This is a genomic window from Viridibacillus sp. NPDC093762 (assembly GCF_050279675.1).
Taxonomy (GTDB): Bacteria; Bacillota; Bacilli; order Bacillales_A; family Planococcaceae; genus Viridibacillus.
The window spans coordinates 83,150-98,163 of record NZ_JBNNUK010000005.1 but is presented as its reverse complement, the minus strand read 5'-3'; the positions used below and the strand labels follow the sequence as shown (position 1 = coordinate 98,163).

At 33.6% G+C, this 15,014-nt stretch carries 13 protein-coding genes; 7 read left to right on the top strand and 6 right to left on the bottom strand.

The window, feature by feature from the left end:
* Positions 1-28: 28 nt before the first annotated feature.
* The 4 genes from ACQKM9_RS08755 to ACQKM9_RS08740 all read right to left on the bottom strand — a co-directional run bounded on the left by ACQKM9_RS08755 (position 29) and on the right by ACQKM9_RS08740 (position 4,194).
* Positions 29-1,102 (bottom strand): LolA family protein, encoded by a 1,074-nt coding sequence (locus ACQKM9_RS08755; RefSeq protein WP_427734002.1) that lies wholly within the window; start codon positions 1,100-1,102, stop codon positions 29-31.
* Entirely contained in the window at positions 1,077-2,558 is a 1,482-nt protein-coding gene (locus ACQKM9_RS08750; RefSeq protein WP_427734001.1) for a sensor histidine kinase, read from the bottom strand. The genes ACQKM9_RS08755 and ACQKM9_RS08750 overlap by 26 nt, the downstream gene beginning before the upstream one ends.
* The gene (locus ACQKM9_RS08745; RefSeq protein ID WP_427734000.1) at positions 2,555-3,256 is read right to left on the bottom strand and encodes a response regulator transcription factor; all 702 of its coding nucleotides are present in this window, start codon (positions 3,254-3,256) and stop codon (positions 2,555-2,557) included. Before ACQKM9_RS08745 ends, ACQKM9_RS08750 begins: the two co-directional genes overlap by 4 nt.
* Before the next feature lie 359 nt (positions 3,257-3,615).
* Entirely contained in the window at positions 3,616-4,194 is a 579-nt protein-coding gene (locus ACQKM9_RS08740; protein ID WP_427733999.1) for a YitT family protein, read from the bottom strand.
* Positions 4,195-4,967: 773 nt separating this feature from the next.
* On the opposite strand from ACQKM9_RS08740, the gene ACQKM9_RS08735 reads away from it, so the two are divergent.
* The 7 genes from ACQKM9_RS08735 (at position 4,968) to ACQKM9_RS08705 (ending at position 11,171) form a co-directional block, all read left to right on the top strand.
* Positions 4,968-5,678, top strand: a complete 711-nt coding sequence (locus tag ACQKM9_RS08735; RefSeq protein WP_427733998.1) for a GntR family transcriptional regulator — start codon at positions 4,968-4,970, stop codon at positions 5,676-5,678.
* A 26-nt stretch (positions 5,679-5,704) separates the two neighbouring features.
* The gene (locus tag ACQKM9_RS08730) at positions 5,705-6,754 is read left to right on the top strand and encodes an NAD/NADP octopine/nopaline dehydrogenase family protein (RefSeq protein ID WP_427733997.1); all 1,050 of its coding nucleotides are present in this window, start codon (positions 5,705-5,707) and stop codon (positions 6,752-6,754) included.
* Positions 6,755-6,786: 32 nt separating this feature from the next.
* Positions 6,787-7,563: an amino acid ABC transporter ATP-binding protein gene (locus ACQKM9_RS08725; protein ID WP_427734134.1), complete on the top strand. Its 777-nt coding sequence runs from the start codon at positions 6,787-6,789 to the stop codon at positions 7,561-7,563.
* 5 nt (positions 7,564-7,568) lie between these two features.
* On the top strand, positions 7,569-8,402 hold the full coding sequence (locus ACQKM9_RS08720; RefSeq protein WP_427733996.1) for a transporter substrate-binding domain-containing protein: 834 nt from the start codon (positions 7,569-7,571) through the stop codon (positions 8,400-8,402).
* Between the two features lie 243 nt (positions 8,403-8,645).
* Entirely contained in the window at positions 8,646-9,314 is a 669-nt protein-coding gene (locus tag ACQKM9_RS08715; protein ID WP_427733995.1) for an amino acid ABC transporter permease, read from the top strand.
* Positions 9,315-9,348: 34 nt separating this feature from the next.
* Positions 9,349-10,038, top strand: a complete 690-nt coding sequence (locus tag ACQKM9_RS08710; protein ID WP_427733994.1) for an amino acid ABC transporter permease — start codon at positions 9,349-9,351, stop codon at positions 10,036-10,038.
* Positions 10,039-10,316: 278 nt separating this feature from the next.
* Entirely contained in the window at positions 10,317-11,171 is an 855-nt protein-coding gene (locus tag ACQKM9_RS08705) for a DMT family transporter (RefSeq protein WP_427733993.1), read from the top strand.
* Positions 11,172-11,586: 415 nt separating this feature from the next.
* On the opposite strand, the gene ACQKM9_RS08700 is transcribed toward ACQKM9_RS08705, so the two are convergent.
* Both ACQKM9_RS08700 and opuFB read right to left on the bottom strand, forming a co-directional pair.
* Positions 11,587-12,903 (bottom strand): hemolysin family protein, encoded by a 1,317-nt coding sequence (locus tag ACQKM9_RS08700; protein WP_427733992.1) that lies wholly within the window; start codon positions 12,901-12,903, stop codon positions 11,587-11,589.
* A gap of 594 nt (positions 12,904-13,497) precedes the next feature.
* A complete protein-coding gene (opuFB, locus tag ACQKM9_RS08695) occupies positions 13,498-15,012 on the bottom strand; it encodes an osmoprotectant update ABC transporter permease/substrate-binding subunit OpuFB (RefSeq protein ID WP_427733991.1) in 1,515 nt (504 codons plus the stop codon).
* Positions 15,013-15,014: the final 2 nt, after the last annotated feature.

The following is a 15,014-nucleotide window of genomic DNA, read 5'->3' as shown; positions in this document are numbered from 1 at the left end:
TCAGCTGCTAACGGTTTAATAGATTTATCTATTTTACTAACTTCATATCTTCAACCATTTTCAAGATTTCTTTCATTTTTAAATCAGGATTCGTTGGCATGATTGTGTAATTAAAACCCTTTTCTGACCAAGAAACGCTTCGGAAAGTATTCATTTCCATGATAGAACCTTTTTGTCCGCGTACTTTCACTTGTTTCTCTCCTGGAATTGTTTCCGTTTTTTCTCCCGTATCTTTCGGTGTTGGTAAAACTGATAACGAGAAGAAAACTACTCCATCCTTTTCATACTCAATACTTAACTCCTTATGATCAACTACATCCATTACTTCAATTTTAGCCATCTTAAATTTACTTTTTTCCGGAAAATAGAGGAATGCTTTTTTAAATACAGTAGGAAGTTCATCAGATGTTATTTGTTCTGATTTCATTGTACTATCTATTTCTTGTATTTTAACATCCTTTGGTAAATCAAGTGTAAATGTGCTATTAGGGATTTTTGCATCGAAGTCGAGTTTTGTATACTCCATTTGGGTATCACCACTAACAGTCGAAATCTTGGTTTTTAGCACCATCCAGTTTTCTTTATCTACCCAAATTTCCATATCACCGAAAAGCGTTTTTTCTCCTTTTCCTTTAGCAACTAGATGATATGTCTTGCGATCTAATATTTTCTCTTCTCCTTTAAGTGATATATCATGCGTATCCTTGACTGCTTTTAACAATAGTTCTGCTTGTTCCTTTGGTGAAGATTGAGAAACATCTTTTAATTCATCTGTTATCGACATAACAATAGCTGTATTTTGAGCTTGATCATAACTTGTCATGTTTTCACCGTCATTTACTGAAAGTGATTGTTGTTTACCTTTTTCATCACTAATTTCAATGCGTCGTTTGCTTCCTTCGCCAATCCATTCTTTAACATGCATTTTTTCATCTGAAAGTGTCATGTCATATTCTCCGTAGTAAGGACCTACTGGTTTGGAGTCCTTTAATGTGTTTTGTATTACTTGCTCCGGAGAAAATTGACTTTCTTCTGTAGAGCATCCAACTAATCCGATCGTCATGATACCTACTAAACTAAGCGTTTTTACTATTGTTTTCATTTCCATCACCTATTCCTTCTATTGTTGGTAACTTGCATATAACACAAGTTCCTATTGTTTTATGGGACATCATTTGCACTTTGCCGCCATGCTTTTCAATTATTTGTTTCGTGATACTAAGTCCAAGGCCTGTACCACTTACACCCTTTTTACTTCTCGCTATATCTGCTTGGAATAATGGTTCAAATACATGATTTAACGCTTCTTTGTCAATTCCTTCACCACTATTTTGAACGATTAATAGTGGTCCATCTAACTTCAGCTCTTGTGTAACAAAAGGGAAAATCCACTTTGGTAAGTTCTCTGGAGATACTGCCGCTAGCCAAATAGCCCCTTCTTTTGATGTATGTTGAATCGCATTACTCATTAAATTATCTGTTACACGCATAAGCTGCTTTGGATTAACATTAAAAATGCCTTCCATTTCACTTTGCACTTCTAATGTAATATTTTTGTCATAGCATAATGGTTCATAATCAGATAACAACATGTCAAAAAACTCACTACCTTCTACTTGAACAAGATCCATCTCATATGTAGACGATTGTAATAAGGTATACATAAGTAAATCATCTAACATCTGCTGCATATAATTTGCTTTGGTTATGATGATTTCCCTGTATTCCTCACGCTCTTCATCTACTAAATTGCGTTCTGCTGACAATGATTCTGCATACGCTCGAATGGAAGTTAAAGGTGTTTTTAAATCGTGCGAAATAGTCGCAACCATATATTCTTTTTCCTGCTGCTCTTTAGCAATTCTCTCTCTTGCTTCTTCAATTTGCTTCCGCATACTGTAAAAACTCGACGTTAGCTCACCGATTTCATCGTTTGTGGTTTGCATATCTTCAACCTTTTCACTACTAGCAAATGCCGTCATTTGTTTCATCAATTGCGTTAGTCTTTTGTTTAACTTGCGATTAACTAGAACCGAAACACTTATGAAAATGATACAGAAGATACCTATAAAAATAGCCGTGACAGACCAAGTACGATTATTAACACCATCAATCCACTCATCTCTTGCTAAACTGACTTCAAAAAAACCGACTAATTCATTTCCTGAAAAAACAGGTTCCTTATACGAGTAATTACGATAATTATTTTCAAATTGAAATAAGTTTTTATACAGTGATTCTTTAGATTCTAAAATGCTCACTGAGTTCACAAGAGGGTCTGAATTATACAATGGAAGTCCATCATTACGGTATAGAATAATTGCAGTTTGTGCATTCGTTATTTCCTCAACTTGTGGTCGTTCAATCCCTTGTTCATACAGTTTAGGATTTTTTAATACAGTCGATATTTGCTGAAGCTCTGTCCATTTTTCAAAATACTCTTCTACGTTACGATCTTCATGATAAGCGTTAACCGATGCAAAAAGTGCGTAGGCTGCAGCTAAAGGGAGGATCATGACGATAAAATAAGACAACAATAACCAAGTTTTCAGCTTCATAATGGTTCACCTATAAAACGGTACCCTTTCCCCCACACGGTTTGAATAAAATAGGGATTTTTGACAGGATCGTTTAACTTTTCACGTAGGCATTTGACGTGAACGGTAACTGTTTGTAAACCTTCTGCATCTGCTTGTTGCCATATATGCTGATACAACTCACTTTTCGAGAAAACTCGTTGTGGATTTTGTACCATTACAGTGAGTAACGCGAACTCTTTTTGTGTTAAATGGATTTCTACGTTATTGCGGAAAATTTTCTCGTTATTTAAATCAATTGTTAAACCATTCGCAAATGTTGTTTTAACGTTAATTTCTGGAACTCCTTGATAGCGTCTCCACCGGCGAAGTTGGGATTCAACTCTTGCTTTTAACTCTGTTAAACTAAAAGGTTTCGCTAAATAATCATCCGCTCCCAAATGTAGGCCTTCTACTTTATCCTCATCCTCTTTACGCGCGCTAATAATGATGATTGGCACATCACTTTTCCAGCGAATATTTTGACATAGTGTTAGTCCATCCATTTCTGGTAGCATTAGATCAACCAACACAAGGTCATACTTGTTGCTTTGAAAATCTTCCCAGCCTTCTAGACCCGTCGTTGCCCAAGCAACACCATATCCTTCACGCAAAAATGTATCACGTACAACACGTGCAATTTCAATGTCATCTTCCACAAGTAATAACTGCCATTTCATAATGATTCCTCCTGAAAACAATGTATCATAGCCAAATCTCTTATTTTGAAACTTAATAAATTCTTTATAATTACAAAAACACAACTATTTCCATTTTAAAGTGAAACATTCCATAATACAGTAGAAATTAAAAATTACTATATAAAAATTATTTCACAAACAAAAAAATCCATTTTGACTATAATAACTGTCAAAATGGATTTTTTATTTTCGTTTATTTTTAAGGCTATATCCGATGTCTTAAAAACATTTATGTAAATATCGCATGTATATAATACGTCGTAAAGATATTATTTATATACAATGATTCCTATCCGAAGCAAGCATGTTCAGAATCGTTTTTTGTCATCCACTACTGCTCAAGTTTGTGCGAGATTTTTTGTAAATAAACTTGTAGTCATCCCCACAACAAGTATCGTGATGATAGAAAGGAAAAAAGTATCATAAGATAGTAATAGCCCTCCCATTAAGATAACAAATGAATCAATGATGAATATTAGAATCCCGATATTTACTCCTGTTTTATCACTTAAAAACTGAGCTATTAAATCTGTACCACCTGTACTTGTCTTAAATCTTAACATAAGACCAATACCAAGACCTATAAAAACGCCCCCTATTATCGAACTGTAAAGGGGATCGATATGTACAAGATAATCAAAGGGCTCTAAAATATCTATAAAAAAGGAGGAAACAAGCAGACCATGCAAACTATTATAGAAGTAATCTCTATAGTAAACCCATGCAATAATAAATATGGGAATACTTAAAAGTATTATGATGAAACCAGTCTGTAGTCCCCATAAATAATTTGATATTAAACCTATTCCAATAATTCCACCATCTAATACCTCATACGGAGCTAAGAATAGATTAATTCCTAAAGATACTAAAATACTCCCAACAACTATGACAATGCTTTTTTTTATAAAATACATAGAATTCCCCCAAAAATTGAACATGTAAATACTTTATGCAAAAAACTAACTAAAAATGTAAATCTAGAGGTATAGTTAATTTTTTGTAAACATGATTATGACAATGATTAGGGTACATTATAAAGCGCCTGCGTTTTTTGAAGTAGTGGTACATATTTTGATAATGCTCGTGCATTTAATTTTACGAATATCTTGTGGACGAGCTTCTAAATCCTGCTTAATGTATTTTGAGCCATCCAACCTGAAGTGCTGATTACTTTATCAATTAGCGGAATGACTCCATCCAAAATGGTAATCATTTAAAAGCTAAAGTTATTTTATGCTTTTTTCGAAAACATCAATATACTCTGACGGCTTTGGAATTATCGATAGGATGTACTATCAATTCCTCTCCTATTATGACGGGATATTTTTTAGCGAACGCTTTGGCAGCGATATAGTAAAGAACAAAAGCTCCAATGATTGCAAGTGCTGGTCCTACTGTAGTACTAAATAGGGATAAAATCAGATTCAACTTATTCATGCCTCAATAACCTGTTTATTAAAATGTATCAAGTATCAAGAAAAAGTAATTGTTGCTCTAATGAGTACTACTTTAGTAAATTGATTGCCCGTATTCTTTTCCTATTGAGTATATTTTTTACTGTAAATAATATCACGCTGTTCTTCCAATTGCCTTTTTATTCCTAACTAAAAAAGTCTGAATATTCACTTTTTGAACGTTCTATTCTTTAGGATAATTGTATACAATTATTTTAAAGGTGATGATGAATTTGAGCAAAGGTGTTAGAACTAGAAGGGTATCGGCTAAAGATATCGCTTATAAACAATTAAGGGAAAAGATAATAAAATGTATTCTTGAACCTGGTCAACCTATTGTGGAAGATGAGTTGGCAAAAGAGTTAGAGATTAGCAGGACGCCATTGAGAGAGTCTTTACAAAGACTTGAACTGGAGGGATTAGTAAGCCGAAGTATTAATGGCAGAATGAATGTTGCACCTATATCAATCCAGGAAGTAAAAGAAATATTTATCATACGTAGTAATTTAGAGGGCATTGTAATTGAAGATGCCATTGATAATATTACTAAAAAGGAAATTGAACACTTAACAAACCTCGTTAAAATTCTCAAATTGATTGTAGATTTAGAAGACTATGAAACTATTGATAACTACGGTAGACAATTTCATGAATATATTTATAAAGTAAGCCGCAATAAAATTGCAGTTAAGTTTTTATCAGAGCTAAACAGCCTAATCAACCGATACAGGCGCTTAGCACATAAACGTATTATCGATACTAAAAAGTCAGTAGATGAACATGAGATTATTCTTAATTACATTATCAAAAAGGATAAGGTAAATGCAGTAGAAGAAGTTAAAAAACACATTTTAGGATCTATGAATCAAGCAATAAAGGCAGTCGAAAATTACAAAAGTTCACAACCTGAACAGATAATTAATGCAAAACAAAAATTGTTTTAGGGACAATATACGGGGAGGAAACAATTATGACATATGCAGTAATTGGTGGTGGTAATACGGGGCAGGCTATAGCGGGATATCTTAGATTAGAAGAGGAAAGCGTGAACTTGTATACACGCGATCCAAATAAGGCACAAAGAATATCAAAACATGGATTAGAAGTTAAAGGAATATATTCCGGCAAAGTAATTTTGGAAGCGTCTACATCAATGGGTGAGGTTATTTCAGATGCTAAGTTTATCATTATTTCAACGACAGCCATGGGACATGAACCAATTGTAAATCAAATCAAACCATTTTTAAAAGACAATCAAACGATTGTATTTTTCCCGGGATATTGGGGTGCGGTAGAATGTAAGCGCATATTAGGCGATGACATAATAAAAAACAAAAACATTACGGTAGCAGAAACTAGCGCCATGCCTTTTGTTAGTCTAGCGGATAATACGGGTTCAGTAACGATAAATAAAATTAAACATAATGTGCTTATTAGTACATTATGTAAAGAGAAGCCGATCGCAACATCATTTATGAATAGGTTTCCACAATTAATCCATGGAAACAGTGTTTTTGAAACATCATTGAATAATTCGAATGTTGTTATTCATCCACCAATTGCTCTTCTTAACGCTGCTAGGATTGACGCATCCGAAGCATTTCAATTTTATACAGATGGTGCTTCTCCCTATTCAGTTAACTATGTTGAAAAGATGGATATAGAAAGACTGCAAATAGCAAGTCGACTTAATGTTGATACTCGAAGTATTTTGACTGTATTAAATGAATTTTATGGTACGGATTATCCAAACCTATATGAAGCCTTACCAGGTTTATTCCCGACTGGGCTAGCTCCAACCACATTAGATCATAGGTACTTGACAGAAGATATACCGTTTGGTCTTGTTCCTCTTTCGGAATTAGGAAAAATACTGGGAGTTGAAACACCGTATACGGACTCACTAATTAGTACAGCCTCCTTACTTATGGATAGCGATTACAGAAAAGATGGAGTTAATTTTAATGGGTTAACCATGGAGAGCCTGCTAAGTATGTCAGGGGTGCAAAAAATTAAATAATATTTCATAAAACCTTTGGGGAGGTAGAAATTATTTTAAACATAAAAAACTTGCAAATTTCATACGGCAAACACGAAGTTTTAAAAGGAATTGATTTATCGGTTAAGAAGGGTGAGGTAGTATCTTTTATTGGACCGAGCGGAACGGGTAAAACAACCTTGTTAAAATGTATTAATTATTTAGAAAAACCACAGGAAGGCGAAATTCAATTAGGCGATTTACATCTAAACTATAAAAATCTTAAAAAGCAAGACATCCTTAAACTTCGCCGAAAAACTGCTATGGTATTCCAAATGTTTAATATATTCAAACATAAAACGATCGTACAAAATGTGATGGATGCGCAAATAGCAGTTCAAAAAAAATCTAAGGAAGAGGCGTATGAGAAAAGTTATAAGGAATTAGAAAAAGTAGGTTTAATAGACAAAATAGATGAATATCCTTCTAGTTTATCTGGAGGACAATTACAAAGGGTAGGTATTGCACGTGGTCTGGCTCTTGAACCAGAGTTGATTTTATTTGATGAACCAACATCGGCGCTTGATCCAGAATTAGTAGAGGAGGTCTTGCGAGTAATTGAAAATGTAGCGAATTCAGGCATGACGACGCTCTTAGTCACGCATGAAATGGATTTTGCAAGGAGCATTTCGGATAAAGTTGTATTTATGGAAAATGGATATATTGTTGAACAAGGGACTCCCGATCAAATTTTTGTAAATTCAGAGAATGTGAGAACAAGACAGTTTTTAAAAAATTATTATGCAAAACAAGAACAACAAGCAATCAAAATAAAAGAGAAAGGTAGTTGATTATAATGTTGAAAAAATTAATTTCATTTACCATGTTTATATCAGCTTTAATTCTACTAGCTGCATGTAATTCAGGTGATAAAGAAAAAACTGCAGATGTTGCTGGAGGTTCAGGCGTTAGAACAATCAAAGTAGCCACTGGACATACTTCAAAACCATTAAGTTGGGTAGATAAGGACGGTAAAGTAACTGGTTATGAACCAGAATTAATAAAAGAACTTGATAAAATAATAGATGAATATAAATTTGAATTGATTGCTGTTGAAGATTCAGCAGGTGAAACAGGGCTAGCAACTGGTAAATACGATATGCTTGCGGGTGGCATGGGTTATACTGAAGAACGCGCAGAACAATATTTAGTTCCGTCAGAATCTAATGGGCGGGCCCTTATAAAAATTTATGTTGCGGAAGATAGTGGAATTGACGGAATTGAAGATTTGGAAGGATTGAAGATTTCACCCCTTTCACCAGCTGGAGCAACTTTAAGAACAGTTCAGGAATGGGAAGCTGAGAATCCAGATTATAAACTTACTTATAAACTAGCAGATGTCGGTATACCTATAGCAGATAGGCTTAAAGAAATAGCGAACGGTAAATATGATGCATTGTTTTATCCTTCAAGTTATGGACAAATACAAATCATAAAAGACCAGAATTTATCTGTTCGTGCAACTGACCCAATAAAAATCATTCCAACCTTCTTTATGATACACAAATCAAAAGAAAATGAGAAATTGAGGGATGCAATAGATAAAGGAATAAAAGAATTGGCGAAATCAGGAAAACTTTCTGAACTATCTATTGAGTTTTACGATGAAGATGTATTTCAATATGATTAAATCTATTCACGATATAGAAATGTTCATTATGATATAGATTATATCCGAAGTTATTTAGTTAAGTATTGGATATACCCCAATCTATAGTAAAACATCCATATTATCTTTTATGATTGCCTTTAATTGATGGGATCAAATGAGATTAGGAAAATATGGATGCAAACAAATACTATAAGAGGTGTGCCTTGAATAACAAAGGCTACATTGAAATATAGACATTCATCATTGAAGGGAGGAATTACTATGGAAATGAATACGACAGAATTACTATTGGCACTTCTAAAAGCACTTCCCATTAATATTCTTATTATAATTATGTCGGCAGCACTTGGATTTCTATTTGCTATTGTATTAACAATACTTAGAATCAAAAGGATTCCGGTATTTAGCCAAATTGCAGATTTATATGTTTCATTTGCCCGAAGCGTTCCTGGATTGATATTACTATTTATTGCTTATTTTGGTATCCCGGAGATTTTAACCTTAATCGGCTTAAATTCGGTTGATGTAAGTCCAATGCATGCAGCAATTATTTCCATGGGATTTTATCATTCAGGATATATTTCTGAAATATTTCGTCCAGCATATCTATCCGTCGATAAAAGTCAGCATGAAGCAGCGGATAGTTTAGGCTATACACCAACTCAAAAGTTTTTTAGAATTATTCTTCCACAGATGATACCTGTCGCCCTCCCTGGATACGGAAATGGATTAGTTTATTTAATCCATGATACTTCACTTATTTTTGCTATTGGTATAGTTGATATTATGGGAACTGCTGAACTATTTATATCAAGATCCTACGGTACGAATCAAATATTTATTTACTTTGTTATCGCCTTTATGTTTTCTGCAATGTGCTTTACAGCAGATAGCTTAGTTAGAAAACTTGAGAAGAAAACATCATTTTGATAGTGATATAACAAAATCAAAAAGGGGGGGGAAAATGTTTAACTTAAAGGCTTCATACGATATGTTTTTAGGAATACTGGGTGTGCTTCCCATAACCTTGTTATTAGCGATAACTATACTTGTTTTATCAACTCTTTTAGGATTAGTTATGGCCTTAATACAACAATATAAGATTCCAGTATTGGTTCAACTAATAGAATTATTTAAAATGTTTTTAAGGGGTACTCCCATGGTTGTTTTTTTATACTTAATGTATTATGCATTGCCAGCGACGGGGCAACTCATCCTATCGCTACTAGGTCTTGATTACAATATGAATAATATGCCGCCAGTTATCATTTTAATTGTCACAGTTAGCCTTACATTATCCTCCTTTCAATCAGAAATTATAAGGGGATCATTTTTAGCAGTAGATCACGGACAAATCGAGGCAGCCCATTCTTTAGGATACAGCTCCTTTCAAACCTTTAAGAGAATTGTTGCCCCACAAGCCTTTGTACACGCGGTACCCGATTTTGCAAACTCTTTTACAGTAGCAATTAAAGCCACTTCACTCGGTTTTTTAATCACTGTAGTAGATATATTTGCAAAGGCAAAAATTATGGCGGCCCAGAATTTCCGCTTTATTGAGGCGTTTTTAATGGTGGCACTAATATATTGGGGGATAGGTATATTAATAACGAAGATTGCAGATAGATATGAGAATGATGTAAGGATAAAGTAATCGAAAAAATATAACTTTCATGAAGGAAAATATAACGTATCACCACCCTATTTCGATATAAAAATTATGCTGTGCCCACGCTACTTCTCAGATTTATCTAGCTTTTATTTTATTACAATTTATGAATATAAACATTTTTATATAATTGGTGTAATAAGTGGGATTTTTTCTAATGTATTAGAGGACGCAAAGTAAGTCTGAGGTAGAGATTTTGGGTTGATTTATTGCGACTGTCAAAAACAAACGTACTAGTCTTTGTTTTTTAAGGGGTGTAATATGTGAGCAACATTGTAAAAGGTATTTTATTAATGCTGATTTCATCTATCGGGTTTGCATGTATGACGGTATTTGTAAAGCTATCCGGTGATCTGCCCGTTATTCAAAAAACGTTTTTCAGAAATTTCGTATCAGCAATTATTGCATTTATTTTAGTCATTTATTATAAAGAAAGTATATTTGGTAAACGGGAAAACCAATTGGTTTTACTAGGTCGATCGATTTTTGGGACATTAGGAGTAATTTTTCTCATGTATGCAATTGATAACCTTGTCTTGTCAGATGCGGATATGATAAATAAAACGAGTCCATTTTTAGTTATTATATTTTCAGCAATATTTTTAAAGGAAAAAATCCTGCCCTTTCAAATGGCAACAATTATAACGGCATTTATTGGAATGTTATTTATTGTGAAGCCCTCTTTTTCCATTGATGCTGTACCGTATTTCATTGGCGTTTTATCAGCGGTCTTTGCTGCAGCAGCATATACACTGCTAAGGGTTTTAGGAAATAGGGAGAATTTTTATACGGTGGTCTTTTACTTTTCGTTTTTCTCTACGGTCACATTGTTCCCCTTTTTAATAATAATTTATAAGCCAATGTCAGGTAAACAGTTTCTATTTTTATTACTTGCAGGTCTGTTTGCAACGGTGGGGCAATTCGGTATTACGTTAGCTTACAAATATGCACCAGCCCGTGACGTATCTATATTTTCCTATTCGACAGTTTTCTTTACTGTCATCTTGAGCTTCGCATTTTTTGGCGAGGGACCAGATTTATACAGTTTGATTGGTTACGTCATTATTTTAAGTGCAATGTTGTATATGTTCTTTAAAGGAAGAAAATTAGTTCCCTAATATAATCCTACATTTAAAATCTTGATATGACAGCACTTTACTCTGTTTTTATGGTTCTGGTGCAAATATAATTTGTTAAAAAATCGCACCTCATTATCCTTCTCATCTGTGAGTTATGATACTAGGCCAAATAATCTATGTATGAATTCAATCTCGCTTTTGACAGAATTCCCCCTTTGTTGAAGTTGTCCAGATTGACCAGTCCACTGTTGTAAAAAAGGCTATAAAATTTAATATTTCCCTAAAATAGCTTTGTGCAATGACCGTTTTGAAATAAGGAAAAGAATCCATTTCAGCAAAAACTAGTGGCCAAAATGGATTCTTTTTATTGAAATCGGATTCAGTTATTTATATGATATTGATTGTTTTGTTCTTGAAGATAAAATTCTAAGAGCTGAATCAGTAATTATTGGATTTACGAGGAAGTAACTTCACTCTGTAATTTTAGAGATACTTGCAAAATCTGATGGTTATCGCTTTTTGCGATTTTCCATTGTTGATTTTCTCTATGAATCGGTACTTTCTTACCGTCTGCTTGCAACATTTCTGCTTGTATCCAACCACCGATTGTATCTACATTATACGTATTTTCAAATGTGATATTAAATCGATCCTTTAATTCATCTAATAGGACGCGACCATTAATCAAATATTCATTTCCTCCATTTTCAATAATATCTGGAATTTCATCATCATCAAATTCATCGCGGATTTCACCAACGATTTCCTCTAGAATATCTTCCATTGAAATAATACCCGAAGTGCCGCCAAACTCATCAATAACTATTACTATATGAATTTGAGCCTTCTTCATTTTCAATAGTACATCTTGTAATCGCGCAGTTTCAAGAATAAACGGTATTTTATGAATATGCTCTTCTAATGTTGTTTCCTTTCCAAGTGCATATTTCGTTACCATTTCTTTTGTATTTACTACACCAATAATTTTATCTTTATCCCCATTTTCTGTTATGGGATATCTTGTAAAGTGATGCTCATCAATTATTTGTAGAATTTCTTCTTTTTCCATTACACTATCTAAAACAACCATCTGAGTACGTGGAATCATGATATCTTTTGCTACGCGCTCATCGAATGCAAAAATATTCTGCATGTATGTTAGCTCAGTTTGATTAATCTCTCCACTTTGGAAACTCTGTGTCATAATAATCTGCAGCTCTTCTTCGGAATGGGCCTGTTCATGGCTTGCAGGTTTAACACCGACTAAGCGAAGTAATGCACGAGATGTTCCATTCATGAACCAGATGAGTGGGAAGAATATTTTACCAAAAGAAACTAATGATGGGGCTAGTAGTAACGTTAAACGTTCAGCATACTGGATCGCTAATGTTTTTGGAGCAAGCTCCCCTAATACAACATGAAGCAATGTCATGATCATTAATGCAAGAGCGTAAGAAGCTACAGTTGACATAGCTGCTGGTATCCCTAAATAAGCAAAAACTGGATGCAGAAGTTTCTCTACTGTAGGCTCTCCAAGAGTACCTAACCCTAAAGCTGTTACAGTTATACCAAGCTGACAGGCCGATAAATAATAATCTAAATCTGAAACAATTTTTTTAGCAGCGACAGCTCTTTTATTTCCTTCTTCAATTAATTGATCAATTCGTGACATTCGTACTTTAATAACAGCAAACTCTGAAGCTACAAAGAAAGCCGTTAGTATGATTAAGATGGTAATAAATATTAAATTCGTAATGATTGTTATGTCCAATTATTTCCCTTTAAAAAGGGATTCACCTCCGTGATGATATATGACTAAGATAATTTTGAACAATGGACACTAACTAATAGTTAATACTGAGTAAAACTACATTGCTGATTTTGAATTGTCGTTACAAATATTAAGGCTATTTTTTGCTTTTTTATATCACTTTTTCTTTATATGATAGAGTAATGTTTTTTACCTAATAATTCACAAATTTTTAAATGTATACTTAGAAAATAGACAATATAAAGAAAGCTAGCTTCGTAATCCATCGTTTTCAGTGATAGTTTTTTTAGTTTAGCAACGTGGATAATTTTATATATCGCCTTCCCAATAGTCTCACCTCTTTCAAAGTATGATTTATTCTAACACATTGGAGAATTATCTAACTATTAATAAGCCTTTATTTTTTATATACTGTTTACTATTTTTCAAAAGATTGTAACATTAACATGAACATTTTTAGTTATGTATAAATCTACAGCATAAAAAAAGAACCGATTGTAGTTTGAATACAAAGAGTTCTTTTCTTAAAGTCTTAGGTTAAAAATATATTAGAAAGCTACCTCTCTTTTTTTCGTGGTAAATTAATATCTCTACTTATAACAAACCGACTTTCTCTAAAAATTCACGTGCTACTTCGGATGCCTTTCTACCTTCTACATTTACTTGATAATTCATTTGACGCATTTCATCCTCAGATATTTGATTGGCTAGTTTATTTAATGCTTTTTCAATTTCAGGATGTTTTTTTATTGTTTCCTTTCTTAATAATGGTGCACCTTGGTAAGGAGGAAACAGATTCTTGTCGTCTTCTAAGACGACTAAATTGTATTGTCTAATATCACTGTCGGTGGAATAGGCATCTAGTAAATCAATGTCTCCAGATTTTACAGCCTGATATCTCAGCTTTGGCTCCATTGTAGTAATATTAGAAAGGGAGAGATTATATAGCTTTTGAATACCTCGATAACCATCTTCTCGATCATTAAATTCCATTGTAAACCCTGCTTTTATATTTTCTTGAGCAGCCTTTACATCTGAAATGTTCTTCAAATCGTATGTTTTTGCTGCCTCTTTTGAAACAGCTAATGCATACGTATTGTTGTACTTCATAGGACTAAGCATTACCATATCAAACTTTTTCAACAAGCCTTCTTGTGCTTGTTTATAAACATCATCTTGGTTGTTGTTTATCGCTTTTTCTTTTAAAAATTCTGAAATGGCCGTACCTGTAAATTCGGGATAAATGTCAACACTTCCAGATTTCAATGCATTAAATACAAAAGAAGTCTTTCCTAAACCTGGCTTTAATTGAACATTCAAATCTGTCTCATCTTCAATAAGTAATTTATACATATTGATAAGAATTTCAGGCTCTGACCCAAGTTTACCTGCAATGACTATCTCTTCTTTTTCATTGATATTCATTAGAGGAAGAAGAATCATTAATAATGCCGTAATACTAATAGTGCTCAATGCTATCACTGTTTTTTTAAATGAAAGTGATTCAAGTTGTTTAAGTAAAAAATCAAATGCTAACGCTAATAGTGCAGCTGGTGCGGCTCCTAAGATGATTAATGCAGTATTATTCCGGTCAATGCCTAGTAAAATAATATCTCCTAGACCCCCTGCACCAATTAATGCCGCCAATGTAGCTGTACCTACTATTAAGACCATTGCAGTCCTAATCCCTGCCATAATAACAGGCATAGCGAGAGGAAGCTCCACTTTTACTAACCTCTTTCGAGTGTTCATCCCCATTGCCATTGCTGCTTCCTTTAACGATGCATCTACCTCATTTATGCCTGTGTATGTATTACGCAAAATTGGTAAAAGCGCATAAACAACTAATGCTATTATTGCTGGTATCTTGCCTATACCAAACAGTGGAATTAACAAGCCTAGTAATGCCAATGAAGGGATCGTTTGCAAAACCGCACTTAAGCCAATGATACTTTCTGCTATTTTCTTCTTATTAGTTAAGTAGATGCCTAAAGGTATGGCAATTACAACCGCAAAAAAGAGAGCAATAAATGATATTTGAATATGTTCAAGTAAAGAGGCCAAAAGCTGTCCTTTACGTTCATTAAAAACATCTATTAAATTCGTCATTC